Here is a 24,408-nt window from a genome sequence, read left to right as displayed (position 1 = left end):
AGTAATCACATGCGAATGTGCGAAATCCTGACCTGGTGCAAAATCTAGCACCAAAGGTAGCGCGAAATGACGGTATTGACCGATTTGATGAAGCAGCGCTGACGACTCCGATCCGGGCCTGGATTGGACTATTGGCATGCGGTCTCCTAGCGGCAGGTGTGCTGACCTGGAGCCTCACCGCCCGCGTGGACGTCACCACCAGTGCACCGGCTGTCTCGCTAGTCGACGGTGCGGTCTACCGCGTCGAGTCAGCGGTGGACGGCTACGCGGAGCAGTCGACCGCTGCGGTGGGTGACGACGTTTCCGCGGGAGATCAGCTCGGTGTCGTGCGCAGCGTGGAAGGCGAGGAGTTCACTCTCATCGCGACTGTCGATGGCACTGTGCTTGCGGCGCCTGACCAGCAGGGCGAAGCGGTCCAGGCCGGCCAGTCTTTGTACTCGCTCGAACGTACGAACGGGGCGCGCCAGCTTCGGTTATTCCTCACTCCGCCAGATGCAGAGCAGGTGTCAGCGGGAACCGAGGCGGTCATCCGGTTTCCGGGCCGTGCCGATATACGGGGCTCTGTGACTCGGGTGGGTTTGCTGCCCCTTACTTCCGCTGAGGTCGTGGCATCGCTTGGCAGTGCTGCGCTCGCGGATTTACTTGTGTCCAGCGACTCAGTCATCAGCGTGTGGGTCGAACCTGTGCCCGGGGCATCTTTGCCGGCACCAGACCCAAACTCCGAGGGGGGACGCGTCGCGACGGTGACCCTCATCCTCGATACGACTCACCCGATCGGGTACGTGCTGTGACGGCCACGGCGAGGACGCGACGTTCGCGGAGCGTTCACGTACCCACAGTGCTGCAGATGGAAGAAGCGGAGTGTGGCGCCGCGAGCTTGACGATGATCCTCAACTACCACGGTTCGCCGGCCCGGCTCCAGGAAGTGCGCGAAGCCTGCGCTGTCTCTCGTAACGGAGTTGATGCGCTACGGATCGTGTCAGCGGCACGCAGCTACGGGATGGAAGCTAAGGGGTATCGCAAAGAGTTCGCTGACCTCCACGAACTCCAATTGCCGTTGATTGCTTTCTGGAACCAGAACCACTTTGTCGTTGTCGAGCACCTTGGCCGGCGGTCCGTCCGGATCAACGACCCCGCGAGCGGCCGCCGGACCGTCAGCGCTGACTGAACCCGATGCCTATCGCCCGTCCCGACTATTCGGGGCGGGCGACCTTCTCGATCAGGCCTCGGTTGTGACGATCGAGGGTGCGCACGTTATTGACCGAACGCGACACCGGACGGGTCAGGAGAGTCGACGCAACCGTCCGGGACTCGACGTCGAGCAAGTCGACCAGGTCGGTAGCTTGGTCCTTGTCGACCTTCTCCGGGTCGAGCCAGGTGTCCCACGCCGCAGATGTCAGGAACGCGGGCATCCGGTCGTGGACGTCGCCGGCCGCGTCCTCGCCCGTGCGGGTGATGATCGTGAACGTCGTACGCCACTCGTCCTCGTCACTCTCGCGGTGGAAGGCCAACAGGCCGGCGGCGAGTAGCAGCTCGTCGTGCGAACCGTGGATGTAGCTGGGGTTCTTGACCGTCTTGCCGTCCTCGACTGCTTCCTGCCACTCGTAGTAACCGGTCATTGGAACCAGGGCGCGAGCTGACGAGAACGACGAGCGAAACATGCCGTTGGTGGCCGCGGTCTCCAGTCGGGCGTTGATCGGCCGTGGGCCCTTTTCCTTTGCCCACGACGGCCGCAGGCCCCAAGTGGGCAGGAAAGCTTCGCGCACCCGGTGCCCGTCGATCAGGCGATCGCGAATCACTGGTGCCCGTGTGCGAGGCGACACCGAGTACGTAGGTGACCACTCAAATCCTGGTTCCGTCCCATCCAGATTGAGGACGTCGACCAGGGCGGCACCGGACACAGCTATCGAGTACCGACCACACATGTTATGAGACGCTACGCTCGACGGATTGTGTCTAGGTCCTGGCCGTGCACTTGGGCCGCTGATTGGAACACTCAGCTAGCAGGAATGTCGCCGCAGCCCGCCCGATAGCTGGTCGTCCCGCGAGTCCGTCCCTCGTCAGCTGCTTGGGTTGATCTCGTACCAGGCGAGTTCCTGGGTGGGCTCGTCAGCGAACCAGGCCCATGTGCCGGAGGCGAGGTCCTTGAGCCGGCGACGAGCGGCGGCTGCATTTCGGGAGTGAAATGCAGTGAGAAAAGAACACGAGCTAGGCAGGATGTTTTGCTGGCTGGCCCAGTGCAGAAGGAGCTTGCGTCGCTCCTCGGTGACCGGCCCATCGGACGCCACCGCCTCCCCGAGCCAGAACCGTACGGGATCACTTCCGATGTCGGCTATCAGTGCGTCAGGAAGCACGTTTGCCACGTCGATCTGGATGCCGAGTTGTTGGAGGATCTTCTCGTCTCCGATGTGGACCTTGTCGCCGGGCTCGGACACGGTGAGTACTACAGGTGTTGTAAGCCGGGCTGCTGCCCAGGACTCGATTACTCCTTTGAGAATTAGGGACGATGTGCCTGGTTCCAAGGAGCGGCGCGTGCCATCAGGCAGAGTGACGTGGACTGCAGTTGACGATTGTTCGGCTCGCTGTGCGTGGACGACGCGCAGGCGAGTTCCGGGATCAAGGTGAGTCTCCCTCCATCGCTCTGCCAGCTCTTGGGCTTGGTCATCGGTCAAAGAGGGGTCAAATAGATCTGCAAAGTCGTCGCGTAGTGCCCACCGGGGGCTGCTGCTCGAGGTCACTACATCAGTGCGCTTGCGCATCGCGCCATGCTGGTGCCAGTGCTTGAATGTCTCGTCACGGAGGGTTTCGCGGGAGTTCTCGCGGTAGCGCGGCTGGAACGGCTCTCCCCACTGATCGAGCAGGGCTTCGACTTGCGCACGCCCTTTCGCCGCTGCGGTGCGCCAGGCAAGACGGTCCTGATGATCAGGATGCGCGAGCGCTGCGTCACTCATCCAGATAACCGTCGTCGGTCTGGCCCAAGTCACTGTGGTGACGGGTTGAGTGTCGGAGCAAACGGCATCGATGTACAGCAATGCCGAGACCGCCATCGCGGCCAGCGGGGCAGACAACGTTGGATCAAATGCTGCCCTCGGAAAAATCTGGCGGAGCCGTTGCTCAGCAAGGGCGGGCGTGATGACGGGACGCGATGGTCTCACCTCTCCAAGAGGGGGCAGTACGCGTTGTGTACGGCCTCTTCTAGTTCGGTGCCGCTGAGCTCGTTCCACTCAATGACGATGTCCGTGGATGGGAAGGGAAGTGCTTCGAGTTCATAGGCACTGACTGCGACAGACCCAGAGATCGCACGAATTACTTGGTCCATTGTCGACGTGCCCAAGACACGAGTCAGCGTCTCGGCTGTCAGCAATGGTCTGGGCGCTATTGGCCGGACGACGTTGACGTGGTTCTCGACGGTTACTCGACCGTGTCTGGCACCGAGATCGTTGGCTGTGAGTTGAGCCGCCACAAGGCGGCGGCGTTGCTCGGGCGCAGTGGTGCGCTGCACTAGAACCGCAGGCTGATCCAAGACCATAACCGCGGGATCAGACTTCTGAGATAGCGCCAGGTATCGCATTGCGTCTCGGGCTGCGTCCCGATGCAGGTGGCCACCATCGATATCAGCAGCCCAGATCACGTAAGAGCGGCTGGCTCCCCAGTGGGGGTACAGGTCGGCCCTCCTGCGGTTCCACACAAGCGGCCCGGTCGATACGCCCCACCCGATACTGCCAAGGGAGTTGGTCATGCGAGCAGCGCTCGCTGCGACAGGTGCGTGATCGGAACGACGCGGAAGGATCCAGGGGCTCGACGAACGTTGGAGCTTGACTCGTGCGATTGGGGTTTCAGCGCTACCGAGACTGGTGACTGTAGTTGTGCGGCGTCGACGCCGTTCGAACGTGGCCAGGCATGTCTCTTGGAGTACGGAGGTAAAGACGCCGCTGCGGTCTTCCACGAAAGTGATTGCGCTAAGGCCCGCAACTTCTCCGATGTAGGAGCGGAGCTGCTCGAAGTAGCGGCCGCTGGTGAAGCTCGTCGGCACTAACGCCGTCAGAACGCCGTCGTCGTCCAGTGATTCGATGCCGGTCCCTAGAAATAGACCGTAGAGATTGGCGTGTCCGTAAAGAAGGTGCGCATACCGGTCACGTTCAGAAGGGGCGAGTCTGACCCGGCCGTAGGGGGGATTCATGATGACCACGCGGGCGGGCCGGTCAGCTGCACGCAGTCCATCGCCCACTTGTGCCACTGCGGGGATTGGGCGTCTCCGCTGCTCTGGAATCCGGGCCAGTGTGGGGAGAAGCTCGGCAGCCACGAGGACGTTCGTGATCCAGACCGCAGCTGGGTCGGTGTCTACTCCCTCGATGAGGTTCGCAATGCTTGCCAGAGTGAACTCGGGGTCGTCTCCAGCCGAGGCGTGCAGATGCTCCCGGAGGGGAGCCAATAGAAGCGCGCCGGCTCCGCATGCGGGATCCCGCACCAGCCCCCTTAAACGTTGCGGCACAGCGGGCAGGTCAAGCGCCGATCGGGTCATCGACCACAGCTTCGTGGCGAGCTCTCGGGGAGTGTAATGGCGACCGTGGCGGGCTCTCGTCGATGCAGCCAAGCTGTCCACATAGGCCATTCCGATTTCCTCGGCGAGCAGTGTCGTCCACGGTGTTTCCGTTGGCGTCTGCGCCGCTGGAAGCTCTACCGGGGGTTGCGCCTCAAGGGCGCTTCGAACGTCGAGCCAGGCGCCCTGCAAATGCGCGGCCCTAGCCCGCGATTCCCACCACGAGGGGATCGCAGCCAACACCGCTAGGGCTGTGGGTGCCAGGTCGACTTCACTCGCAGAGATGTCGCTGCGTGAACCGCGCGCTCCGAGTGGGCGTAGCCGGATGGCGTCATTCATATCCGGTCCACCTTGCGGAGCGGTGACGATTGACACGCCGCCTCCTTCCGCAGGTGAATCTAGGTCACGCCAAAGTGTAGTGAACGCAGTACTGCAGCTTCGGCAGACGTGCCAACTGGCCCCGGGACGCGGTGTCGGCGCCCCGGTGCTTGCACGGCCGGAGCTCCGCAGCCTTGGTGAACCTCTAGGCGTCGTCGCGCTCTAGGAGGACGCGCGTGACCATGTCCTGCACTGCGTTGGTGGCGAGCTGTGTCGGGCCCGAAGCAGCGACGTCGTAGGGGCCAAATAGCGGAAGATCTCCGGTACGGACTCGTATGACTTCCCAGCCAGCGGAGCGCAAAGCAGCGTCCTTGTCCGGGTCGTTTCCATCGGCCGCGTGAGCATCTCCGTGGAAACCGGGGGAGTCGTATTCAATGGCGATCCGGTGCGAGGCCAGGAGGATGTCGGGGAAAACACGGTCGGATCCCCACGGCGTTGGGGGGACGATGACGGCATTGGCTTCGTCAGCTGGTGTGACCGGGAGTAGCAAGGACAACTTCCTGCGGAGCTCTAGTTCCGCTTTGGAGGTGGGTAGGTGATGGTCGGCGAAGACTGCGTCCCCGATCTGTGGAGCGGGATGCAGGCATTCGTCGCAGAACCCGACGATCCAGGTGGGCTGGCGGGAAACGAGTGAGATGTCCCGGGAGGGATGTCCGCACTTGCTATAGCGGGCAGCGAACTCATCTAAGGTGCACTCCCGGCATGCCGACTTGGAGCCAGCAACCCGCTGGTAGATGCGGGCGCGATTGTTCGGTCGACCGGAGCTGAAACGCCCTCGACGGCTGTACGCAGACTCTTGCCACCGGTGACCGTTCTCGCACTGCCAGAACCAAGCGACCGTCGACAGCGAAAAGCGGATCTGGCCTATCGGCACGCCAGCGTTGGCCTCGAGCTCTCGGTCGAACTGAGCGACGGCGGCAGGCCACGCGGACCAGTCAACGGCAGAACTTGTTCCGGGCATTCCTGCCTCTACCCACTCCTGCGGCGTGAACTTCACTGCCGCCTGCAGACCGTAGGTGGGTGCTGACGCAGCGCTGTACTCGTTCATTCGACCAGATCTCCTGCTCCCAGGTTTTCTGGAGTTTTACCGTCTGACTCCGACACATCTAGCATTCGCTAAACGGTGTCACGTCGGGTGCGAGCCCCGACTCGTCGAGGTTGAGGCAGTCGATCAGGCCAGACCCGGACACCGCCCACACATGCAGCGGGCGCTACTACCGGCTTGTGTCGCCGGCGGGCCGAACGACAGTGTCTCCGCAGCGAAGCTGACCGGTCACTCTCGCCAGAGGCGGCGGACAGTCCCGAAAACGCAGCCAGTCCACGCGCTCCCGCGTGGACTGGACACGATGTGGTACACTGGAAGGAATGGCCGCACTTACAGGTGCTCCATACCTTACCGATCTTTCCTACAAAAGTGACAGTAACAGTATGTGCTACCTGTGCGCAACCCTTGGTCGCGGTCCGCAGTTTGACCAGGGGAGGACGGAGGTAATCATGCGTGAAGCAAGACAAAGAGAACCGTAAAAGACTACGCCGTCTCGCTGCAAAGGCGCTGGCCCACTTGGGCTTCGGAGGCTTGAGCGGGACTGGTGTAGGCGGGATTCTGTGGGAGATTTTCTCAAGTCTCCTCTGACCCGCGTGAGTCATCGTCAAGCCTGATCCGCAGATCGTAGAACTGCGCGAGTTCACTGCTGGTCAGGGTTGGCGCCCCCAGGGGCTGCTCCAAGGTATCTGTAGACCGATGTGCGATGCAGGCCGAAGAACCGTCCCAGTTCCGCCGCGGTGTACTCGCCGGACGCGTGCATCCGTCGCAGTTTTTCGCCGTCGGAGGTGGTGAGCTTGTGTTGCCTGCCCTTGTACTTGCCCTCCGCTCTGGCCCGGGCGACGCCTTCGCGGGTTCGCTCGCGGTTCATGGCGACCTCGAACTCGGCCGCCATGCCAAGCACCTGGAACAGCATTGCGCCTACTGGATCGCTGGGATCGTAGGTAGTGCGCCCGACTGTCAGGGCTGCGCCCTTGGCTCGGATCTCATCGGCGATGTCGAGGAGATCGCGCAGCGAACGGCCAAGCCGGTCGAGCTTGGAGACTACGAGCTCGTCGCCGTCGCGCAGCTCGCCTAACGCCCGCTCGAGCGCTGGCCGCACACGCCGACGGCCGCTCACGCCTCGGTCCAGATGGATCTTGTCGGCCGCGACACCGAGGGCGATGAGGGCTTCCCGTTGCGTCTCGACGCTCTGTTCCGCGGTTGAGACTCGCCCATACCCGATCTTCACCCCGACAGTGTCGCATATACCCCTTCTCTATGCTCATTTATTGCACTACATTTATATGCGACAAGGACGCGCGGCGGCGGCACTGTTTTCGGGTTGTGTCGCGGTTGTCGCGTTAGAGGATCGTCAAATAAGACACCGTCTGACGGTCAACGTGAGATGTGAAGTTGACTGTAAGGCTGATCGTTCGATGGCGGCGTACTGCGATCGCTCTAACAGCCAATGGATGAAACTGTGAGCGCTGATGGAACGCGCTATTTGTTGGTTGTCGCCACCGGGGCTCATCTGGCGCTGATGGACGTCGGTTCGAACGTCATCGGCAGTTTCTTGTAGCCCCTCACGGGCCCTGAGAGAAGGCGCTCGGCGCCGTCGGTGAGTGCAAAGTCGGGTACGTAGGACAGGAGTTCCTCGTAGGCGACCCGGCACTCGAGCCTGGCTAGCGCGGCACCGAGACAGAAGTGGGGGCCGTGACCGAAGGCGAGACCACGCTCGGTTTTCCGGTCGAGAATGAATGACTCCGGGTCAGCGAACTCCCTGTCGTCACGGTTCGCCGACCCGTAGAGCATCATCACCTTGCTGCCAGTTCGCATGGTTTCACCGTGCAGTTCGACATCTTCGGTCACGGTCCGGGCTAGGCCTTGGACGGGGGACTCAAGGCGGAGAAACTCCTCGACAGCTGCAGGGAGCAGGCTGTGGTCCGCGGCGATCGTTCGCAGCGTGTCGGGGCGTTCACTCAGGATCTGGGCGGTGTTCGAGATGAGGTTCGTCGTGGTCTCGTTGCCGGCGATGAGAAGCATGAAGCAGAAGCCGAGGAGTTCCTCTTCGGAGAGCCTCTCGCCGTCGACCTCGGCGTCCAGGAGGGCGGACATGAGGTCGTCCTTGCGGTTGGCGCGGCGTGCGGCGAGCATCGGCGTGAAGTAATCGTAGAGCCCCAGGGCCGCGTTCATCCCATCCTCGACGGAGGCGGGGTCGTTGGGATTGACCTGCACGAGACGGTCGGACCACTCCCGGAACTGCTGCCGGTCCTCGTTCGGGATGCCGAGCATATCCGCGATGACAATCGTGGGCAGGGGGCCGGCGTACTCGTGGACGAAGTCGACCTCACCCCGCTCGATGAAAGACTCCAGGAGCCCCCGCGCGGTAGCCCGGATGCTGTCCTCCATTCCGGCCATCCGCCTGGGAGTGAAGGCCCGGGACACGAGCTTTCGGAGCGCGGAGTGCCGTGGGGGGTCCATCATGATCATCATCGGCATCAGGTCGACCATGCCTGTCGCGAGGTCCTGGCCGACGATGATCCCCTCCGCCGAGGAAAAGCGCCGGTGGTCCTGCGTGGCAGTCCAGATGTCGTCGAACCGGGACAGTGCCCAGAACTCTTGTTCCGTGTTCCAGTAGACCGGCGACTCCTCGCGCAGCACCTGATAGACGGGATACGGGTCTGCCTGGACGGCGGGGTCGTACGGGCTGTAGAGCTCCGACACTTGGGGCCTCCGGTCTAGATGACGTGCCACTTGGGACGGTAGGATACTTTCGTCCCACTGTACACCCGGTTTGCCTGCCAGAATAGAGGCGAGAAGTTCCCCCATTGCGAGGAGGCATGAAATCGACCAGCAGCTGTACCTCGACGCCACCTTGTCGGCCTTCTTGCGCCATGGGGTCAGCCGGACGCGAATGACCGACATCGCGGCGGTGGCGCGGGTGTCGAGGACAACGGCGTACCGGATTCTTGGTTCGGTCGATCGTGCGGCGACGAGCCTTCTGCAACGCGAGATCGAGCGCCTGCTGAGCGAGGTGATTCGCGGGCTCGACAGCGCAACTGACGCACCCGATGTGCTTGCCGTCTGCGCGCTGGCCCTGGAGCGGGTGGAGCAGCACCCCTTGTTCCGTAAGATCCGCACGGACGAGCCGGGGATCATCGGCGAAGCCCTCGTGCTTCACACTGCGCCGATCATCGACACCATTACCAGCGCGCTCTCGCCCTCTTTCCGGAAACTCGCGGATGAAGGCGTACTAGCGGTGGACGATCACGAGAACGTCATCGACAGGCTGGTTCGACTGGGAATCACATGCGTCCTGTCCCCACCTCGCGCCGGCTACCAGTCGTTGTTGAGCGATGTTCTCCGCGGCAATGCCGGGTAGGTGTGCGACTCGCTGCTTCCTGAGTGCCCATGTTGACCTGAGGGTATGGAGCTGAGGGGACGCGAACCCCCACATTGTGGACAGCGGGTGGTCACCGGACCTCCCCAGGGCTCCGCCGCTCGCGCGTGGGCGAGGAATCGACGAATTTCAGGTCACAGTCACAAGGTGGAACTGTACGGGCAGGGCCGTCTACGGGCACCGGGAGCGAGGTGTTGTCCCAACGGACTTTGTAGTTGTCGGTCACGGTTGTGACCCCGCGACCGAGGGAGAGAGAAGGGCTCTGTGCCAGGTGGATGGGACGGTATTCAAGTCGGCTCGCGTTTGTTGGCGGGGGCCTGACCGGAGATAGTGTCGGGTCGGAGGTCGAGGCGGCGCAGCAGCTGGGCGTTGAGGGCAACAACGACTGTCGATAGCGACATGAGGATGGCGCCGACGCTCATCGGCAACACGAATCCGATGGGGCCAGCACTCCAGCGGCGAGAGGCACGGCGGCGAGGTTGTACCCGGCGGCCCACCACAGGTTCTGCTTCATCTTGCGGTAGCTCGCGCGGGAGAGTTCGATGACCGAGAGCACCGAGCGCGGATCCGAGCTGGCCAGGATGACTCCTGCGGAGCCGATCGCCACGTCGGTCCCGGCGCCGATGGCGATGCCGACATCGGCTTGGGCCAGCGCGGGAGCGTCATTGACACCGTCGCCGACCATCGCGACTTTCTTGCCTTCGGATTGGAGCTCAGCGACCTTGGCGGCCTTGTCCTCGGGCCGGACCCCGGCGAATACCCGGTCGATGCCGAGCTCGGCGGCGACGGTGTCGGCGACGGCCTGAGCATCGCCGGTGATCATGACGACCTGCGCACCAGCAGCATGGAGCGCGTCGACGGCCTCACGGGACTCCGGCCGGATCTCATCGGCCAACCGCAATGCGCCGATCACCCGGTTCTCGGCGAGGATGTGCAGGATGATCGCGCCCTGGTCGCGCCATTGATCGGCGACGGGGAGTTCATCGCGGTCGTGCTGGTCGAGGAGGTAGGGGCCGCCGACCTCGACCACGGTGCCCTCCACCGTTGCCTTGACGCCTACAGCTGGATATGAAGAGAAATCTGTCGCCTTCAGCACAGCCAAGGTTGCTCATCCTGGCGGGCAAGTCGACTCAGTAGAAGAATCTGTTGAGAGCTTGGTGGAGTTACTGGCAGGCCAAAGCTGCCGCGTGGTCTGAGCGGTTAGTGGGGTGGCGTATCTGTTGTTGTCGACTGCCGAGCAGAATGAAGCTCGTGAGCGAGAGCTGGCGGGGGAGTCGCGACCGGGTGTTCGTATGGAGGCTGTCCGCGCTGAACCCGGCCGTGTGCCCCGTAACTGCGGTTCTTGATGACCTTGGGCAGATTCTCCATGCAGTCTGAATCTGGATCGGCTACTTATCCGCCACTGCCCGGTGAGCCGGTACTTTTGAGCTGGCCATGGTTTTGTGGTCGCGTGAGCCAGCAGTGCCCGGGGCAAGGAACGCTAGCAAGACTGCGGCGCCGGCGGTAAGGATTGCCAACGTAAGCGTGGCCTGACTGCTGCCGTTCACAAATGCTTCTTTGGCGGAGTCGACCAATGGTTGCGCCATTGGTCCGGCTTGTGCGGCGACCTCTAGGGCGGCGGCCAGAGAATCGGCGACCGGACCACGGGCAGGTTCGGGTAGCTGAGGAAGGGTGGGTTGAATGTGGCGAGTGTATCCGGCGGCCCAGCAGAGCGTGTCAGATGGTTTGTGTGAGGCGTGTGTTCCTCATAGAAAGCAGTGACACTGATGAGCATGGTTGACAAGCTTGAGCGTGATGAGCGCCGACGTGCGCAGCGGGAGGGTGTGGAGGCGCTTGAGGCGTCGGGCGCGCTGGATGAGCTGTACGCGATGATTGATGCGGGGACTGTGCAGCTTGACGGCAAGGACGGGCTGATACAACAGCTGATCAAGGCCGGTCTCGAGCGGGGCTTGCAGGCGGAGCTGACCGGGCATCTCGGGTATGAGAAAGGCGATCCCGATGCCGCGCTGCACCCGAACTCACGCAACGGCGCCTATCCGAAAACTGTGGCGACCAGCGCCGGAGACATCGAGCTCGCGGTCCCGCGGGACCGCGACGGCTCGTTCACCCCGATGCTGGTGCCTAAGGGGTCCCGCCGCGCCGGAGGCCTCGATGACATGATCATCTCGCTGTACGCGGGCGGGATGACCGTCCGCGATATCGAGCACCACCTGGTATCCACGATCGGGGCGGAGGTCAGCCGGGAAACGATCTCCAAGATCACCGACGAGGTGCTCGAGGAGGTCATAGCCTGGCAGCGCCGTCCGCTGGAGTCGTTTTACCCGGTGATCTATCTGGACGCGATCGTGGTGAAGGTCCGCGACGGGGCTCACGTGCGTAACAAGGCCGCTCATATCGCCGTCGGCGTGGACATGGACGGCATCAAGCATGTTCTCGGGACCTGGGTCCAGGCCACCGAGGGCGCGAAGTTCTGGGCCGGGGTGTGCGCCGAACTGGCCAATCGCGGGGTCCGCGACGTGCTGATCGTCTGTTGTGACGGGCTGACCGGCTTCCCGGAGGCGATCGAGGCGACCTGGCCCGATTCGCTGGTCCAAACGTGCGTTGTGCATTTGATCCGCAACGCGATGCGCTTTGTCGCGTACGGGCAGCGCAAAGCCGTCGCCGCAGCGCTCAAGAACGTGTACCAGGCCGCCGACGAGGCGGCCGCTCGGGCTGCCCTGGACGCGTTCGCGTCCTCTGAACTGGGCAAGCGCAATCCGCACGCGGTGCGCGTGTTCGAAGACGCGTGGGACCGGTTCACGCCGTTTCTGGCGTTCCCGCCGATGCTGCGGCGGGTCATTTACACCACGAACGCGATCGAGTCGCTGAACTACCAGCTGCGCAAGATCATCAAAAATCGGGGGCACTTCCCGAATGATCAGGCCGTGGTCAAGCTGCTATGGCTGGCGATCTGCAACATCGAGGACAAACGCGCCCGCGAACGCGCCAAAGAACGCGGGCTCGGCCGCGGCGCTAAACGCAAAGCCGACGGCCGACTCGTCGAGGGACAACTCGTTACGAACTGGAAACAAGCCCTAGCCCAACTCGCCCTCGCCTACCCCGACCGGATAAATCCCCACCTGTAACCCACACGAACACAACAACTTACACAAAAATCTTGACAGGCTCGGCCAGCACACTGCCGGCCACTGCGATCCCCATCGCAGCGCCGATCTCGCGGGCCGCATCGTTGACTGCGGCGGCCACCCCGTGTTTGCTCTCCGGAGTTTCGGCGATGATGGCGTAGGTTGCCGGGGCTGTACATAGTCCAAGTCCTGCGCTCATGATTAACAGCGGCCATAGCAGGTCGAGGTAACGTGCATCGACGGTCAGCCTGCTCACCAGCATCAGGCCAACTGCGATGGTCACCAGGCCAGCGACGGTCATCACTCGCAGCCCAAATCGCTGTGACAGTCGGGGGGGCGATCACCGAGATCACGATCAGTGGGACCGTCATCGGCACCAATCCCAACGCCGAGGCCAACGGTCCGTAGCCAAGGATTAATTGCAGGTACTGCACCAGGAGTAGAAACACCCCAAAAGTAACCAAGAACTGGATGGCCACCGACAACGAGCCGGCGCTGAAACCGCGCCTGGCGAACAACCGAACATCCAACAAGGGGGCCGAGGATCGCAGCTCAAAGAGGATGAAAAAGACTGTCGCCAAGATGCCGACCCCGGCGCTGGCGAGAACAGTCGGGTCGGCCCAACCCCGCGCGGGAAACTCGATCGTGGCGAATACGATTCCCGCAACCGCAACCGCAGCTGCCCCCGCGCCCACCCAGTCCACGGGAGGGTGATCATGCTGGCTGGACTCAGCGATCGTGCACGCCAGCGCGGCCAATAACGCTCCCGCTGCAGTCAGGCCGACAAATACCGACACCCACGACCAACGCTCAAGCAACACCCCAGCGCCGAGGATGCCCAACACTGCTCCGGAGCCGGCGACTCCAGCCCACACACCTACTGCTCGGCCGCGATGAACGGCGGCAAAACCAGCGGTCAGAATCGATAGCGTCGAGGGCATTACCAGTGCAGCGCCCGCCCCGGCAATCGCTCGCGCAGCGATCAACCACGCCGGGTCAGATAGCAGCAGGGGAAGTGCGGACGCCATGGTGAATATCACCAGACCTATTACGAGAACCGCCCGTCTCCCGTAGCGGTCACCGATCGCTCCAGCGGGCAGGACCAGGCACGCCAGTACCAGCGTGTAGCCATCGACGATCCAGGTCAGCTGGGCTTGCGTCGCTCCAGTCTCTACCGCTATCTGCGGTAATGCCGAATACAGTGCGGCCATGGCCGCGACCACCAACGCCACGGCAAGGCACGACACCGTGAGCATCCACCATTCGGCTCGGGTCCACCGGGATGACTCGGTGATGGTCTGTTGGGACGAGTTCATCGCCGGCCCCTTGCTGTGAGATGGTCGATCTTGTTTCGAGACAAGTAGTATCACAGTATCCGGCTGGCTGGACAGGTTAGCTTGGACGAGAAGTGAACGTCGGCCGAAGGGGGAGAGCGTGAACGACTGGAGTGCTGACCGGCCCGCTACGGACGACGACGAGCTCGATCCGCGACTGCTGCGCTCGCGAAAACGATTACTCGACGCTGCTACGCATCTTCTGAGCACTGGCGGTGTAGAGGCGGTTACCGTCGAGGCGGTCACTCGAGTGTCAAAGGTCGCGCGGGCCACGCTCTATCGACATTTCGGCGGCACCGCCCAGTTGCTTGCAGCGTCCTTCGAGCGGTTGTTGCCTCGCGTCGAGGTCTCTACCGCCAGTGGGTCGGTACGGGACCAACTCATCGCGCTTCTTACGGCCCAAGCTGACCTGATTGACCAGGCGCCGCTGAACATTACAACTCTGGCTTGGCTGTCAATCGGATCAGTCGGCAGCGATCCTGCCGATTCGGCCGCGATCACCTCACTGCGCAGTCGAGTCATTGAGGAGTACCGGCAGCCCTTTGACCACATCCTCACCCAGCCTGACGTGCGAGCACAGCTCGGGAACATCGACGCCACCTTCGCGATCGTTCAACTCCTCGGCCCCGTCGTGTTCGCTCGCCTCACCGGGCTCTGCACGGTCGACCACGACGGATGCGTGCAACTCGTTGATGATTTTCTTACGGCCCGCAAGCAAGGAGACAAACCCATCCCGGCCGAATCCAGCCACGATCTGAACCGCCCTGGCGTCATCGGCGGACCCTGCTGAATCAGGCGTTCCTACTTGTTCGATAGGTGGGACCGCTCGCCGCCGAGGTCACAGGGGAGGTGGCGGTCAAACCCAGAGCCCGCTCGTTTCGGTGCACAAGCGTCGGCGCGCCACCCACTGCAGTCGGTGAGTGCGGCCGGAACTTCTACAGTCCGTTTTGGTCTTCCCGGTTCTTCAGGCTGCCGCGAGTGATCGCGAAGCTGACTCCAGAGCTTCAGCCAGTTGAAGCTCGAGCGTGGGTAGGAGGCTAACCGTCGAAGCCACGCGCTCCAGCCGAGTATGCGCATCGACCTCGTCCTCGATCCCGGCTCGGCCGGCCTCCGTCCATGTCTGTGCACAGCGTCTGGCGACTACGGAGAGATCTTCGGTCGCGAGGTCACCGGTCAAACGTGCCACGTCCGCGCAGCCGTCAGCGAGCAGCTTTCGGAACAGGCCGCCACCGGTGCCGGCCTTCTCGATGAAAGCGTTCAGGCTGAGTAAGAGGATCTCGAGTTCGTCAGCCGGTAGATGGGACCAAGTCCGGACATCAGCGGCGAGCTGGGCGACCGCTGCTAAGCCTTCGGTACCGCTCACCGCGGTTGTGAGATCGGCGATCCCGGGCGGAGTTGGGTGGCGCATGTTCGCTGCCGATTGACGGAAAGCCGTCGCGGCAACCTGCGCAAGATCCGGCAACACATCCGGCCAGGCGATGCGGTACGTGGTGTGACGTGTCGGTTGTGGGAATGACATCGACGACCGTGCTCGAGCGAGAGCTTCGAACGGAACCTCTTGGACCTCGGCACGGTCGTTGTCAACAACGAAGGCGATCCTCTCGGCCTCGTCGTAACCAATTACCACGATATCGTGGCGACTCATCTGGAGCCGAACCCGCAGGTAGGGCAACTCTGCAATGTCGCCCCATATTAGGGCTGGCCTGCCGGCATCGATCTCCTGGCTAATCCACGACCATCCTTCTCGGGGATCGTCGGTCGTGAGCACTTGGACCTGTGCGCCCAGTAGATGGGGGAGATTTACTTCGAAATCGGAGTCTCTCCCTACCAGGTAAAGCGGTGGAAAGAGGTCGCTCGAGAGCAAGTAGGACAGGCCAAGTGACCCCCCGAGGGTGAAGACGAGTCCTTCATTGGGCGGTTCTCCCCAGTCGAGGCCTTGCCAGTGCAGAAGGTCTCGCATCGCGGCTGAGCCGCAGTGTCCCCCGATCCGATGTGGGTAGTTCTCGATGAGCGTCTGGCGAGTCATCAGAGTTCCTTTCTGAACGGCAGGCGGGGATCCGTAGCGTTCTTCGCGGTCCGTTGGACGCCGTGATCGTGAACGGCGAGATGGCGCGGCGCACCGTCTCATCAGTGAGTCTGACAGTGGGTACGAAACGGGCTCTCTTGCTGCGCCAATGGAATGTCAGCGCCGTTCGGCAAAGCTCCGCCACTGACCGTGCGAGTCCCGCTCGGGACTGGCCTACCCATCGCCCGAGGACTCGGGAGAACCCGTATGAATGAAATCGGTTTGGACGAAAGGACGCTGCTGTGTGATGACCTGTTTGCTGAGCATGAAATCACGGGGGCGATTGATGCAGTCTGCAGCAAGGAGTTCACCACCACGGAGGTAGAAGCAGCTGAAGCTACGGCCTACGGTCGGATCGCCGCTTAGGACAACTTGGTCGTATCCACAGCTCAGACCGGCAATTTGGAGTTTGACATCGTACTGATCTGACCAGAACCAGGGCAGCGACACTGCGCTCTTGGACTTCCCGCAAAGGGTAGCCGCGGCGAGTTTCGCCTGATCGGTTGCTCCGGGTACGGACTCCAGCCGGACTCGGCGACCGTATCGAGAGATGTACTTGCTGGCACAGTCTCCGGCGGCAACGATGGCTGGGTCACTGGTTCGGGCGTGCTCGTCGATCACCACACCATCGTTCAGGGTCAAGCCCGCCGCCTCGGCGAGTTCCGTTCTCGGTTCAACACCAATGCCCACGATGACGAGATCAGTCGGAATCGACTCGCCAGTAGATAGTGTGACCTCGCGGACGCAGTCGTCTCCGACTAATGCTGCGACTTTGGCGCCCGTTCGGATGTCGATGCCCTCCTCTCGGTGGATCCGCTCGAAGAACGTTGATACGGCGGGAGCAGTGACCCGCTCGAGGACGCGAGTGGTCGCCTCGAGCACGGTGACTTCCAGGTCCAGGTCCAGGGCGCGTAGCGAGGCGGCCGTCTCAAGTCCGATGTAGCCGCCCCCGACGATCGCCACCCGCCGCCCGGGGGTGGCGGATGTGCGGATTATCTCGACGTCTGCGGCAGTCCGAAGGTAATGGACCCCAGCGAGCTCGGCCCCAGGAACGCGGAACTGACGAGGGCGGGCTCCCGTGCACAGCGCGAGCTTGTCGTATGTCAGTGTTTCGCCGGTGCTCATAACGATGTTCCCAGCCGAGCGGTTGATCGCCTCCACGTGCGCGTCCAGAAGCTGGATTCGCTGCTTGGAGTAGAAGTCCGAACTGCGGATGGTGATCTCGTCGAGTGAGCATTTGCCGGCCAGGTAGGACTTCGACAGCGGAGGGCGTTGATATGGAGCTGCCGACTCTTCGCCGATGAGGACGACCTCACCGCTCCAGCCTTCTTGGCGCAGACTCGCCGCGAGTTGGGCTCCGGCATGGCTGGCACCGATGATGAGGGCTCGCTGCGATGTCATGCGCCGGATTTCGGGGTGAGGCGCACCATCATTTTGCTGATACCCCTCACGAAGTTGGACTGCACGTACTCGGGTTCGCCGACGACCTCGATGTTCTCGAAGCGGGGGAGCAGCTCTTCCCAGAGAATTCGCAGCTGCATTTCGGCCAGTCGGTTGCCCATGCACCGGTGTACGCCGAACCCAAAGGCGATGTGGTTGCGGACGTTGGCCCGGTCGATGATGAAGTCATCGGGCCGCTCGAACACACGCTCGTCGCGGTTGCCTGAGGCGTACCACATCACGACCTTGTCACCCTTACGGATGAACTGACCGTTCAAGATAGTGTCAGTCTTGGCGATTCGGCGCATGTATGCCAGCGGCGTTTGCCACCGGATTATCTCCGAGACCATGTTGGGGATCAGGTCGGGGTTGGACTTGAGCTTTTCGAACTGGTCTGGGAACCGGTTCAGCGCCAGAACGCCACCACTCATCGAGTTCCGGGTCGTATCGTTCCCTCCGACGATCAACAGAACGAGGTTGCCCATGAATTCCATTGGGCGGTCGATTAGGTCTTTGGTGTTCTCGTTGCTCTGCAGCATGGTGATCAGATCGAAGCCGGGTTCTTCCCCAGCTGCTGTCCGAGCCTTCTTGTCGTACCACAGAGAACTCAAACCTCGCGCCATCTCGCGCATTCCGTCGAACGTCTCGTCGAGATCCGCAGGACCACCGTTCGCTTCCTCGAACGAAGTCGCGATATCTGACCAATGAACGAGTTTGTGACGTTCCTCGTATGGGAAGTCCAAGAGCGTCGCGAGCATTCGAGCTGTCAGTTCGATCGATACAGCCTGGACCCAATCGAACGGCTGATTCACCGGCAAGCCGTCTAGTACCTCGCGAACCCGAGACCGAATGAGCGTCTCCATCTCACGCAGGTTCTTAGGCGCCACCACCCCCTGCACAGCTGCCCGCTGCACGTCGTGGCGCGGTGGGTCCATCGCGATGAACATTTCGATATCGAGAAAACGAGGCGGGGACCCGATCACTATCATCGGCTCGGCGGAGAAGACCTCATGGTTCTTATCGACCGCGACGATGTCTTGGTGTCGCATCACCGACCAAAACGGCCCGAACGCACTATTGGGCTGAAAGTGGACCGGAGCCTCGTTTCGCAGGCGCTCATAGTAGGACTGCCAGCGTCCTTGGCGATAGAGAAAGGGATTACTGAGGTCGATGTCGGCGAGCTCGACGTCCTCAACGGGAGGGATGGGACTCTCTACGAAGAGCTTCTTCCCATTCGTCTTTGTCACCCAGCGCCGAGTCCTGTCGTACAGATGGGCGCCTCGGATTTGAAGATCCATCGGGATGGCCGATCGGATCCTGTCTCCGACTTCTACATGATTGCTTGACACGACTCTTGATCCCTTCGTCGTTACATCTGGAACTCTGGCACCTGGACGACCAGGCCGTCCCAATCCGCGGACGCGGTCATCTGGCACGACAGCCGAGAGGTCGGCAGCCTTTCCGGGTTCATTGCGAGCATCTCCTCTTCACTTGCTCCCGAGCGGCCGACCTGTTCGGACCACTGCGGATCAACGATGACATGACACGTGCCGCACGCGGCTTCGCCTCCGCAGTCAGCGTCAATCCCGGGCACCGCGTTGTTGACGGCGATCCGCATGAGTGACTGCCCCTCCTCCAAGGGCACCACGTGCTTCTCTCCCTCATGTGAGACGAAGGTTACGACTGTCATCCCTGGCTCCTGCGTGGTTGTTCGGGTAGTAGCTGCTCACAGCATTGCTAACAACGACGACTGTGGCTAGGTTGATTGAGGGCAGAAGCTTGTTAGTTTGGCTCAGGAGGCGGGGGCGATGAATCTTGATCGCGAGGGCGTGCCACCGCTGGTGTTCGCGCAGTTTCTTGAGAGCCCAGTTCTGGAGCAAGACGCCGTCGCACGGTTCCGCGAGATCATGGATCGTGAGCGAACCGACGTCGAGTCACTTCTCGCCATCAACGCCCAGGTTCCCCTGCGGTGGATTAGGGAGGCCTTGCCCGATCTCGACGTTGACCAAGCAACAACCCTCGGTTTGGCTTTCGCCCAACATGCTCATCTGACATCCTTCGGGCCGCTGAGCGTCCCACTCGTGAGCGCAGGCTCTGCGGGCGAGATATTGGAATTGCTCGCCTATCTGCCGCTAATAACCCCAGCCCTGAGTGCGCAGTTCTACTCAAGTGAACACGGAGTGTCTGTTGCGCTCAATGGGCAGACAGGCGATCGTACTCTGGACTCCCTAGTGGTCACCTACTGTGGCGCAGTCCTACTGAGGCTGCTACATATGCTCGTTAACGATGCGCCGAACATCACACTCTCACTCAGCTGGGCCGCTCCAAAAGGCCTGCCCGCCGATCAGGGTTGGTTAGCTAATCACCTGGTATTTAACGCTCCAGTGTCGATCCTCCATCTCCCCATCGACGCGGTCAATGACGTCTGCCGATTCTCGGACCCCGTGGCGTATCGTCTCGCGGTCAGCGACTTGCAGCGAGGGCTTGACGAGCGAAGTGACAGTACTTCGTACTCGGATAAGGTGAGACGTCTGATGGAAAAGCGCCCCGCGAACTGTGGGAGTCAATGGATTGCAGAAGAACTCTCCATCTCTACGAGCACTCTTAAACGGCGCCTCGCTGAGGAAGGGGTGACCTATCGCGGTCTGCGCCAGTCGATCATTCGTGAGTACGCGATTCTTCGCTTGCTCGACGGATCTATGTCCACAAGCGAGATTGCCAAGGACCTCGGATACAGCGACCTCGCCAGCTTTTCACACGCCTTCAAGCACTGGACCGGCCACTCGCCGACAAAGTTCCGGCGACGTTAGCAGTGTCTCTTAATTGACTCGTGCAAGATGACTGGCGATGCACGGTGTCCGCCGCCTCGCGCCCTCTTCGGGCGTGGCGTTCAGCTTCTTCAGCGTTCCGTCGGCATACCCGACTCGGATTCGGACCTGGAGCTCGTCACGGTGAGTCAAGCCTAAGTTCTCGGGTTCTTCTGCGACTTCAAAAAGTGTTCAACCTCGACCACGATGAACAGGGCAGTAGCAGTAATAACACTGCGGCCCCCTGCATCCTCCATCGTGGACGTGAGGTGCAATTTCCGGCCCTCGCGAGACCGAACTGCGGCGCGCAGGATGTACGGGTTGTCGAGCAGTACCGGCGTAAGATAGTCGAGCTCGAGACGGCGCGTCACGGCGAGCTCGCCGACCGAATACAGCAAGAAGCCGAAAAGGTCGTCCATCACGGTCGCTACCGCGCCGCCGTGTGCAATGCCGGGTGCTCCAACGTGGCGCTGGTCGAAATGGTGGTGTGCGATGACGCCGTCGCCGTCACGCCGTACCGAAAGGAAGTGTCCATTCGGGTTCTCTGGTCCACAGCCAAGGCAGTTGGGGTGGTGGGGAGGAAGCTCGGATGAATCGGATTCCTTGCGCGTAAACGAGCGCACCCAGGTGTCTATATCGGCACCTACCGGCTCGCCGGCAGTATCGCGAAATTCGTCCATGCCCAGATCTTCCCCTCGATGAATTTGCGCTGGGTGTGACACCTTTGCCCAGGGCGACGGACATGCTGCCGACGCCCGTACGTTCGACCCGCGGCGTCGCCGTGAGCGGACCAACCCCAACCATGAACGTGCCTGAGGCCCGACGCAGGTGGCCTGCGCAACTGGCTGCCGACGACACGATAGTGACGTCCACAAGAAGGCTTACTGAGCCGGGACACCCGCGTACTATACGAACATACAGTATACGATACCTACGTATAGTCTAGTTTCGGGTCCGTACATTCGCCCGCAACCGAAGGGGAACCGCGTGAATCGCTCCGCACCAGGCGCTGCGGGCCAGGACCTCACTGCCAAGGCGCGCATCCGCAACGCCGCACTGGATCTCTACGCCGCCAACGGCGAGGACGGTACTTCCTTGCGAACCGTGGCAACCGCGGCCGGAGTGACGGTGGGTCTCGTGGTCCATCACTACGGGACAAAGGACGGTCTGCGCGAGGCGGTCGAGCGACTGGTCGTGGAGCATTTCGCTACTGCACTTGCCTCGGCGGCCGTGGACGTCCCAGGCGCCGACATCGCCCGGATCCGCAACGAGGCGGTTGCCGACATGCTGGTCGGGCGTCCCGAGGTGGTGAACTATCTGCGCCGCGCGTTACTAGATCCCAGCGGTCAGCGGGGGCAGTTACTCGAACGGCTCACCGAGCTGACACACCGGGAAGTGGTGGCTATGCGGGAATCTGGTGCGGCGTCCAAGACCCGCGCCGATGCTGTTCAAGTGGTCGACGTCATCGTCACTCAGCTGGGCCGGTTGTTCCTCCAGCCACTCGTGGACTCGATGTGGTCCCATCTTGGGACGTTCACCCACACCGAAGGCCCCGACAAGCCGGAACTGAGTGTTCGGGTCACCGAGACAGTGGCAACCCGTCGCCCGGTCCGGTTTACCCTCTAATGAGCCTTGCACCCACGTTAGTGGTAGAGCTGCTGCACCCCTCCCGCGGCGCGAGCTGCCGTGGCTAGCGCGCATCTCGACCGCGAGCCGCAGGTGGCAGCGTTTTCGCCCTTGTGGAATCGGCTAGCAATAGACGCACGACGAACCGCGAAGTAACAGCTCGACCTTCGCTCATACCAGGTCACATACGGTCCGAGCACGGACGCGCCCGTGCGATTGGGAGGGGTCGAGCTCGCGGAATCTACAACTCGGCATCGTTGGCTTTACATAACGACGATTATCGGCGTTAACATATTTGCTGGCAGGAGCGCTTTTCGGCGCGCTGTCCGCTCAGGACAGGTTGTGGGAACGGCTGTCCTGAGCGGGTTCGGCGCTTGCTTGTTGGGGGCGCTGGGCAGGTGGCCTAGTTGGCTGCTGCGTACGCGTCGGCTACGTCGGCGGGGATGCGTCCGCGGTCGGAGATGTCGTAGCCATTGTTGCGGGCCCATTCGCGAATCGCTTTGGTGTTCCCGGACGTGGCTGCAGTTTTGCGGGCAGTCTTGGCCTTCCTTCCGGTCACCCGGTGGCCGGCCTCGATGTACGGCGCTACGGCCTCGCGGAATGCCTCGGCGTTGTCGTCGCTAAGGTCGATGGAGGGCGAATTCATATGGTCCTTGCAACACCCCTGTTGAACAGGGGTGTTGTAGATGGTCATGACGCGTCCGCGGAAGCGAGCCGACATTCAGCGCGAGTTTTGGTTACGAATTCGATCGGGTGAATCGATTACTGACGCGGCGGCTTCGATGGGGTTCCATCGTCAGACGGTGACGCGCTGGTTCCGCAAAACTGGCGGGGTGACGCCGTCATTAGTCAAGCCGCCTTCCGGGCGGTATCTGTCGTTCGAGGAACGCGAAATGATCGGGATGCGATACGCAGCGAAATGCTCGATACGTGAGATAGCGCGGCAGCTGGATCGTGCCCCGTCGACGGTGAAGCGCGAGATCGATCGGGGATACAGCAAAACTTCCGGCAATCGCCGCTACTACACCCCGACCTACGCCCAGGCGAAGGCGGAAGAGCGTGCTCAACGTCCTAAGGACAGTAAGCTCGCAACGAATGAGCGGTTGCGCTCCTATGTGCAGGACCAGCTGAAAAGGAACCTGAGTCCTCAACAGATCGCGGGAAGACTGAAAGTGGACTTCCCCGATGATGAGGAGATGCGGGTGTCACATGAATCGATCTACCGGTCGCTGTACGTCCAGACTCGAGGCAGCCTGAAACGGGAACTCGCCAGACACTTGAGAACCGGCCGCAGCCTGCGTAAACCCAACCGCACAGCCGATAAGCGGCGCGGTCGTATACCTGGCATGGTCAATGTCAGTGAGCGCCCGCCCGAGGCCGATACCCGGAAGGTTCCCGGCCACTGGGAAGGCGATTTAATCATGGGGAAAGACGGCGCCACCGCCATCGGCACCCTGGTAGAACGCGCCAGTGGGTTCGTCATGCTGCTGCACCTGCCCGATGGTCATAGCGCGATGCAGGTACAGGACGCGATCGTCGAGAAAATGGGGCAGCTGCCAGAGCTACTGCGCAGGTCTCTCACATGGGACCAGGGCAAAGAACTAACACGACATGTGCAGATCGCAGCCGCGACCGGACTCAAAGTTTACTTCTGCGATCCGCACAGTCCCTGGCAACGCGGATCCAACGAGAACACCAATGGCCTGCTGCGCCAGTACTTTCCAAAGGGAACGGATCTGTCCCTTCACGGCCCTGGGATCCTCGACCTTGTTGCCACCGAACTAAACGATCGCCCCCGCAAACGTCACGGCTACGCAACACCCGCAGAGAAACTCCAGCAACTACTCTCAAACGAACAACCAGAAAATCCAGGTGTTGCAAGGACCCCCTGAATCCGAGGAGTATTCCTTGCCTTCGAAGGCAAAAGAGATGGTGTTCGACGTCTCGCCCAGGTCGGTTCCGTCGAGATCGTCGATGTATCGCACCTGAAATTGCTGAGCCATTGCTTCCCCCTACTGCGATTGCTGTCCTTGCGGGATCACAGTATGCATCACGGGAATAAATGAGGAGCGATCACATTCGTCGACGCTTCACGCCAAGGGTTTCTGCGCACTGCATCCCGGTGGTATGCGGCGTAGACCTAGAGGTTATCCGTAGTGGTAGCGGCAGGTGGCGATACGGACTTCGGTTTCGGTGACTTTGTAGACGAGGCGGTGTTCGTCGGTGATCCGTCTGGACCAGTATCCGGCGAAGTCGTATTTGAGGGGTTCGGGTTTGCCGATTCCTTCATTGCCGTTGCGTGTGATGTCCTGCAGGAGGGTGTTGATCCTTTTGAGAATCTTGCGGTCCTGCTGTTGCCACCAGAGGTAGTCCTGCCAGGCGTTGTCGTCCCAGACCAGCAGCATGTCAGTCGGCGTCGAGCAGGTCGCGGGGCTGTCCGCGGCCGGCCTCGAGCCTTTCCATCGCGTCCAGGAGTCGGCGAGCGTTGGCCGGGGATCGCATCAGGTGGGCGGTCTCGCGCAGGGACTCGTAGTCGTCGAGGGAGACCATGACCACCGGCTCGTGGCCAGCACGGGTGATGACGACCTCCTCGCGGTCATTGGTGACCCCGTCGAGAACCTCGGCGTAGCGCGCCCGGGACTCGGTGTAGCTCATAGTCTTCATTACGA

At 61.9% G+C, this 24,408-nt stretch carries 25 protein-coding genes and 3 pseudogenes; 10 read left to right on the top strand and 18 right to left on the bottom strand.

Annotation, left to right across the window (positions count from 1 at the left end; translation table 11 throughout):
• Nucleotides 1-35: 35 nt before the first annotated feature.
• Nucleotides 36-791, top strand: coding sequence for an HlyD family efflux transporter periplasmic adaptor subunit (locus tag AS9A_RS20580; RefSeq protein WP_158307392.1), 756 nt, complete (start codon nt 36-38; stop codon nt 789-791).
• Complete coding sequence (locus tag AS9A_RS20575) at nt 788-1,168, top strand: cysteine peptidase family C39 domain-containing protein (RefSeq protein WP_272942024.1); 381 nt, start codon at nt 788-790, stop codon at nt 1,166-1,168. Before AS9A_RS20580 ends, AS9A_RS20575 begins: the two co-directional genes overlap by 4 nt.
• Nucleotides 1,169-1,193: 25 nt before the next feature.
• Here AS9A_RS20575 and AS9A_RS20570 read toward each other — a convergent pair whose 3' ends face one another.
• The 6 genes from AS9A_RS20570 to AS9A_RS20545 form a co-directional block, all read right to left on the bottom strand.
• The gene (locus tag AS9A_RS20570; protein ID WP_041451259.1) at nt 1,194-1,925 is read right to left on the bottom strand and encodes an SOS response-associated peptidase; all 732 of its coding nucleotides are present in this window, start codon (nt 1,923-1,925) and stop codon (nt 1,194-1,196) included.
• Nucleotides 1,926-2,060: 135 nt separating this feature from the next.
• Nucleotides 2,061-3,155, bottom strand: a complete 1,095-nt coding sequence (locus AS9A_RS20565) for a BsuBI/PstI family type II restriction endonuclease (protein WP_013809082.1) — start codon at nt 3,153-3,155, stop codon at nt 2,061-2,063.
• The gene (locus tag AS9A_RS20560) at nt 3,152-4,915 is read right to left on the bottom strand and encodes an Eco57I restriction-modification methylase domain-containing protein (RefSeq protein ID WP_013809081.1); all 1,764 of its coding nucleotides are present in this window, start codon (nt 4,913-4,915) and stop codon (nt 3,152-3,154) included. Before AS9A_RS20560 ends, AS9A_RS20565 begins: the two co-directional genes overlap by 4 nt.
• A gap of 148 nt (nt 4,916-5,063) precedes the next feature.
• Nucleotides 5,064-5,966, bottom strand: coding sequence for a hypothetical protein (locus tag AS9A_RS22930; protein WP_013809080.1), 903 nt, complete (start codon nt 5,964-5,966; stop codon nt 5,064-5,066).
• 637 nt (nt 5,967-6,603) lie between these two features.
• Complete coding sequence (locus AS9A_RS20550; protein ID WP_013809079.1) at nt 6,604-7,191, bottom strand: recombinase family protein; 588 nt, start codon at nt 7,189-7,191, stop codon at nt 6,604-6,606.
• A 278-nt stretch (nt 7,192-7,469) separates the two neighbouring features.
• Nucleotides 7,470-8,666: a cytochrome P450 gene (locus AS9A_RS20545; RefSeq protein WP_013809078.1), complete on the bottom strand. Its 1,197-nt coding sequence runs from the start codon at nt 8,664-8,666 to the stop codon at nt 7,470-7,472.
• Nucleotides 8,667-8,856: 190 nt separating this feature from the next.
• Between AS9A_RS20545 and AS9A_RS22925 the strand changes: the two genes are divergently transcribed.
• Nucleotides 8,857-9,324: a hypothetical protein gene (locus tag AS9A_RS22925; RefSeq protein WP_013809077.1), complete on the top strand. Its 468-nt coding sequence runs from the start codon at nt 8,857-8,859 to the stop codon at nt 9,322-9,324.
• Between the two features lie 305 nt (nt 9,325-9,629).
• Here AS9A_RS22925 and AS9A_RS20535 read toward each other — a convergent pair.
• Nucleotides 9,630-10,423: pseudogene (locus AS9A_RS20535) on the bottom strand (HAD-IC family P-type ATPase); the annotation flags it as partial.
• Between the two features lie 170 nt (nt 10,424-10,593).
• Here AS9A_RS20535 and AS9A_RS24830 point away from each other — a divergent pair.
• Nucleotides 10,594-10,719: a hypothetical protein gene (locus AS9A_RS24830; protein WP_013809074.1), complete on the top strand. Its 126-nt coding sequence runs from the start codon at nt 10,594-10,596 to the stop codon at nt 10,717-10,719.
• A gap of 11 nt (nt 10,720-10,730) precedes the next feature.
• Here the strand turns inward: AS9A_RS24830 and AS9A_RS24705 are convergent.
• Nucleotides 10,731-11,045: pseudogene (locus AS9A_RS24705) on the bottom strand (MFS transporter); the annotation flags it as partial.
• A gap of 63 nt (nt 11,046-11,108) precedes the next feature.
• On the opposite strand from AS9A_RS24705, the gene AS9A_RS20530 reads away from it, so the two are divergent.
• Nucleotides 11,109-12,467 carry an IS256 family transposase gene (locus tag AS9A_RS20530; RefSeq protein WP_013809073.1) on the top strand — a complete coding sequence of 453 codons (1,359 nt, stop codon included), beginning with the start codon at nt 11,109-11,111 and terminating at the stop codon, nt 12,465-12,467.
• Nucleotides 12,468-12,510: 43 nt separating this feature from the next.
• Here the strand turns inward: AS9A_RS20530 and AS9A_RS20525 are convergent.
• Nucleotides 12,511-13,723 (bottom strand): annotated as a pseudogene (locus AS9A_RS20525) (MFS transporter); the annotation flags it as partial.
• Here AS9A_RS20525 and AS9A_RS24825 point away from each other — a divergent pair.
• Entirely contained in the window at nt 13,677-13,802 is a 126-nt protein-coding gene (locus AS9A_RS24825; protein ID WP_272942036.1) for a hypothetical protein, read from the top strand. The pseudogene AS9A_RS20525 and the gene AS9A_RS24825 overlap by 47 nt on opposite strands.
• Before the next feature lie 99 nt (nt 13,803-13,901).
• Nucleotides 13,902-14,591, top strand: coding sequence for a TetR/AcrR family transcriptional regulator (locus AS9A_RS20520; RefSeq protein WP_041451258.1), 690 nt, complete (start codon nt 13,902-13,904; stop codon nt 14,589-14,591).
• A 174-nt stretch (nt 14,592-14,765) separates the two neighbouring features.
• Here the strand turns inward: AS9A_RS20520 and AS9A_RS20515 are convergent, their stop codons facing one another.
• The 4 genes from AS9A_RS20515 to AS9A_RS20500 form a co-directional block, all read right to left on the bottom strand.
• Nucleotides 14,766-15,827: a BtrH N-terminal domain-containing protein gene (locus AS9A_RS20515; protein ID WP_013809070.1), complete on the bottom strand. Its 1,062-nt coding sequence runs from the start codon at nt 15,825-15,827 to the stop codon at nt 14,766-14,768.
• 213 nt (nt 15,828-16,040) lie between these two features.
• Nucleotides 16,041-17,267: an NAD(P)/FAD-dependent oxidoreductase gene (locus tag AS9A_RS20510; RefSeq protein WP_013809069.1), complete on the bottom strand. Its 1,227-nt coding sequence runs from the start codon at nt 17,265-17,267 to the stop codon at nt 16,041-16,043.
• The gene (locus AS9A_RS20505) at nt 17,264-18,604 is read right to left on the bottom strand and encodes a cytochrome P450 (protein ID WP_049793806.1); all 1,341 of its coding nucleotides are present in this window, start codon (nt 18,602-18,604) and stop codon (nt 17,264-17,266) included. The genes AS9A_RS20510 and AS9A_RS20505 overlap by 4 nt, the downstream gene beginning before the upstream one ends.
• 71 nt (nt 18,605-18,675) lie before the next feature.
• On the bottom strand, nt 18,676-18,996 hold the full coding sequence (locus AS9A_RS20500; RefSeq protein WP_013809067.1) for a 2Fe-2S iron-sulfur cluster-binding protein: 321 nt from the start codon (nt 18,994-18,996) through the stop codon (nt 18,676-18,678).
• A 118-nt stretch (nt 18,997-19,114) separates the two neighbouring features.
• Between AS9A_RS20500 and AS9A_RS20495 the strand changes: the two genes are divergently transcribed.
• Nucleotides 19,115-20,116, top strand: a complete 1,002-nt coding sequence (locus AS9A_RS20495; RefSeq protein ID WP_013809066.1) for a helix-turn-helix domain-containing protein — start codon at nt 19,115-19,117, stop codon at nt 20,114-20,116.
• 152 nt (nt 20,117-20,268) lie between these two features.
• Here the strand turns inward: AS9A_RS20495 and AS9A_RS20490 are convergent, their stop codons facing one another.
• A complete protein-coding gene (locus tag AS9A_RS20490; protein WP_013809064.1) occupies nt 20,269-20,793 on the bottom strand; it encodes a PaaI family thioesterase in 525 nt (174 codons plus the stop codon).
• Nucleotides 20,794-21,100: 307 nt separating this feature from the next.
• Here AS9A_RS20490 and AS9A_RS20485 point away from each other — a divergent pair, with 307 nt between their 5' ends.
• Nucleotides 21,101-21,739 carry a TetR/AcrR family transcriptional regulator gene (locus AS9A_RS20485; protein ID WP_013809063.1) on the top strand — a complete coding sequence of 213 codons (639 nt, stop codon included), beginning with the start codon at nt 21,101-21,103 and terminating at the stop codon, nt 21,737-21,739.
• A gap of 403 nt (nt 21,740-22,142) precedes the next feature.
• Here the strand turns inward: AS9A_RS20485 and AS9A_RS20480 are convergent, their stop codons facing one another.
• A complete protein-coding gene (locus tag AS9A_RS20480) occupies nt 22,143-22,385 on the bottom strand; it encodes a histone-like nucleoid-structuring protein Lsr2 (RefSeq protein ID WP_013809062.1) in 243 nt (80 codons plus the stop codon).
• 40 nt (nt 22,386-22,425) lie between these two features.
• On the opposite strand from AS9A_RS20480, the gene AS9A_RS20475 reads away from it, so the two are divergent.
• Nucleotides 22,426-23,631 carry an IS30 family transposase gene (locus AS9A_RS20475; protein WP_013798052.1) on the top strand — a complete coding sequence of 402 codons (1,206 nt, stop codon included), beginning with the start codon at nt 22,426-22,428 and terminating at the stop codon, nt 23,629-23,631.
• Here the strand turns inward: AS9A_RS20475 and AS9A_RS23460 are convergent.
• From AS9A_RS23460 to AS9A_RS20465, 3 genes are all read right to left on the bottom strand, one after another.
• Nucleotides 23,587-23,742: an Lsr2 dimerization domain-containing protein gene (locus tag AS9A_RS23460; RefSeq protein WP_013809061.1), complete on the bottom strand. Its 156-nt coding sequence runs from the start codon at nt 23,740-23,742 to the stop codon at nt 23,587-23,589. The two genes, AS9A_RS20475 and AS9A_RS23460, sit on opposite strands and share 45 nt — an antisense overlap.
• 144 nt (nt 23,743-23,886) lie before the next feature.
• Nucleotides 23,887-24,144 (bottom strand): Txe/YoeB family addiction module toxin, encoded by a 258-nt coding sequence (locus AS9A_RS20470; protein ID WP_013809060.1) that lies wholly within the window; start codon nt 24,142-24,144, stop codon nt 23,887-23,889.
• A gap of 1 nt (nt 24,145) precedes the next feature.
• Entirely contained in the window at nt 24,146-24,403 is a 258-nt protein-coding gene (locus AS9A_RS20465; RefSeq protein ID WP_013809059.1) for a type II toxin-antitoxin system Phd/YefM family antitoxin, read from the bottom strand.
• Between the last annotated feature and the right edge of the window lie 5 nt (nt 24,404-24,408).

This window comes from Hoyosella subflava DQS3-9A1 (assembly GCF_000214175.1).
GTDB lineage: Bacteria > Actinomycetota > Actinomycetes > Mycobacteriales > Mycobacteriaceae > Hoyosella > Hoyosella subflava.
The sequence above is the reverse complement of the archived record's forward strand: the minus strand, read 5'-3'. Positions and strand labels throughout refer to the sequence as shown.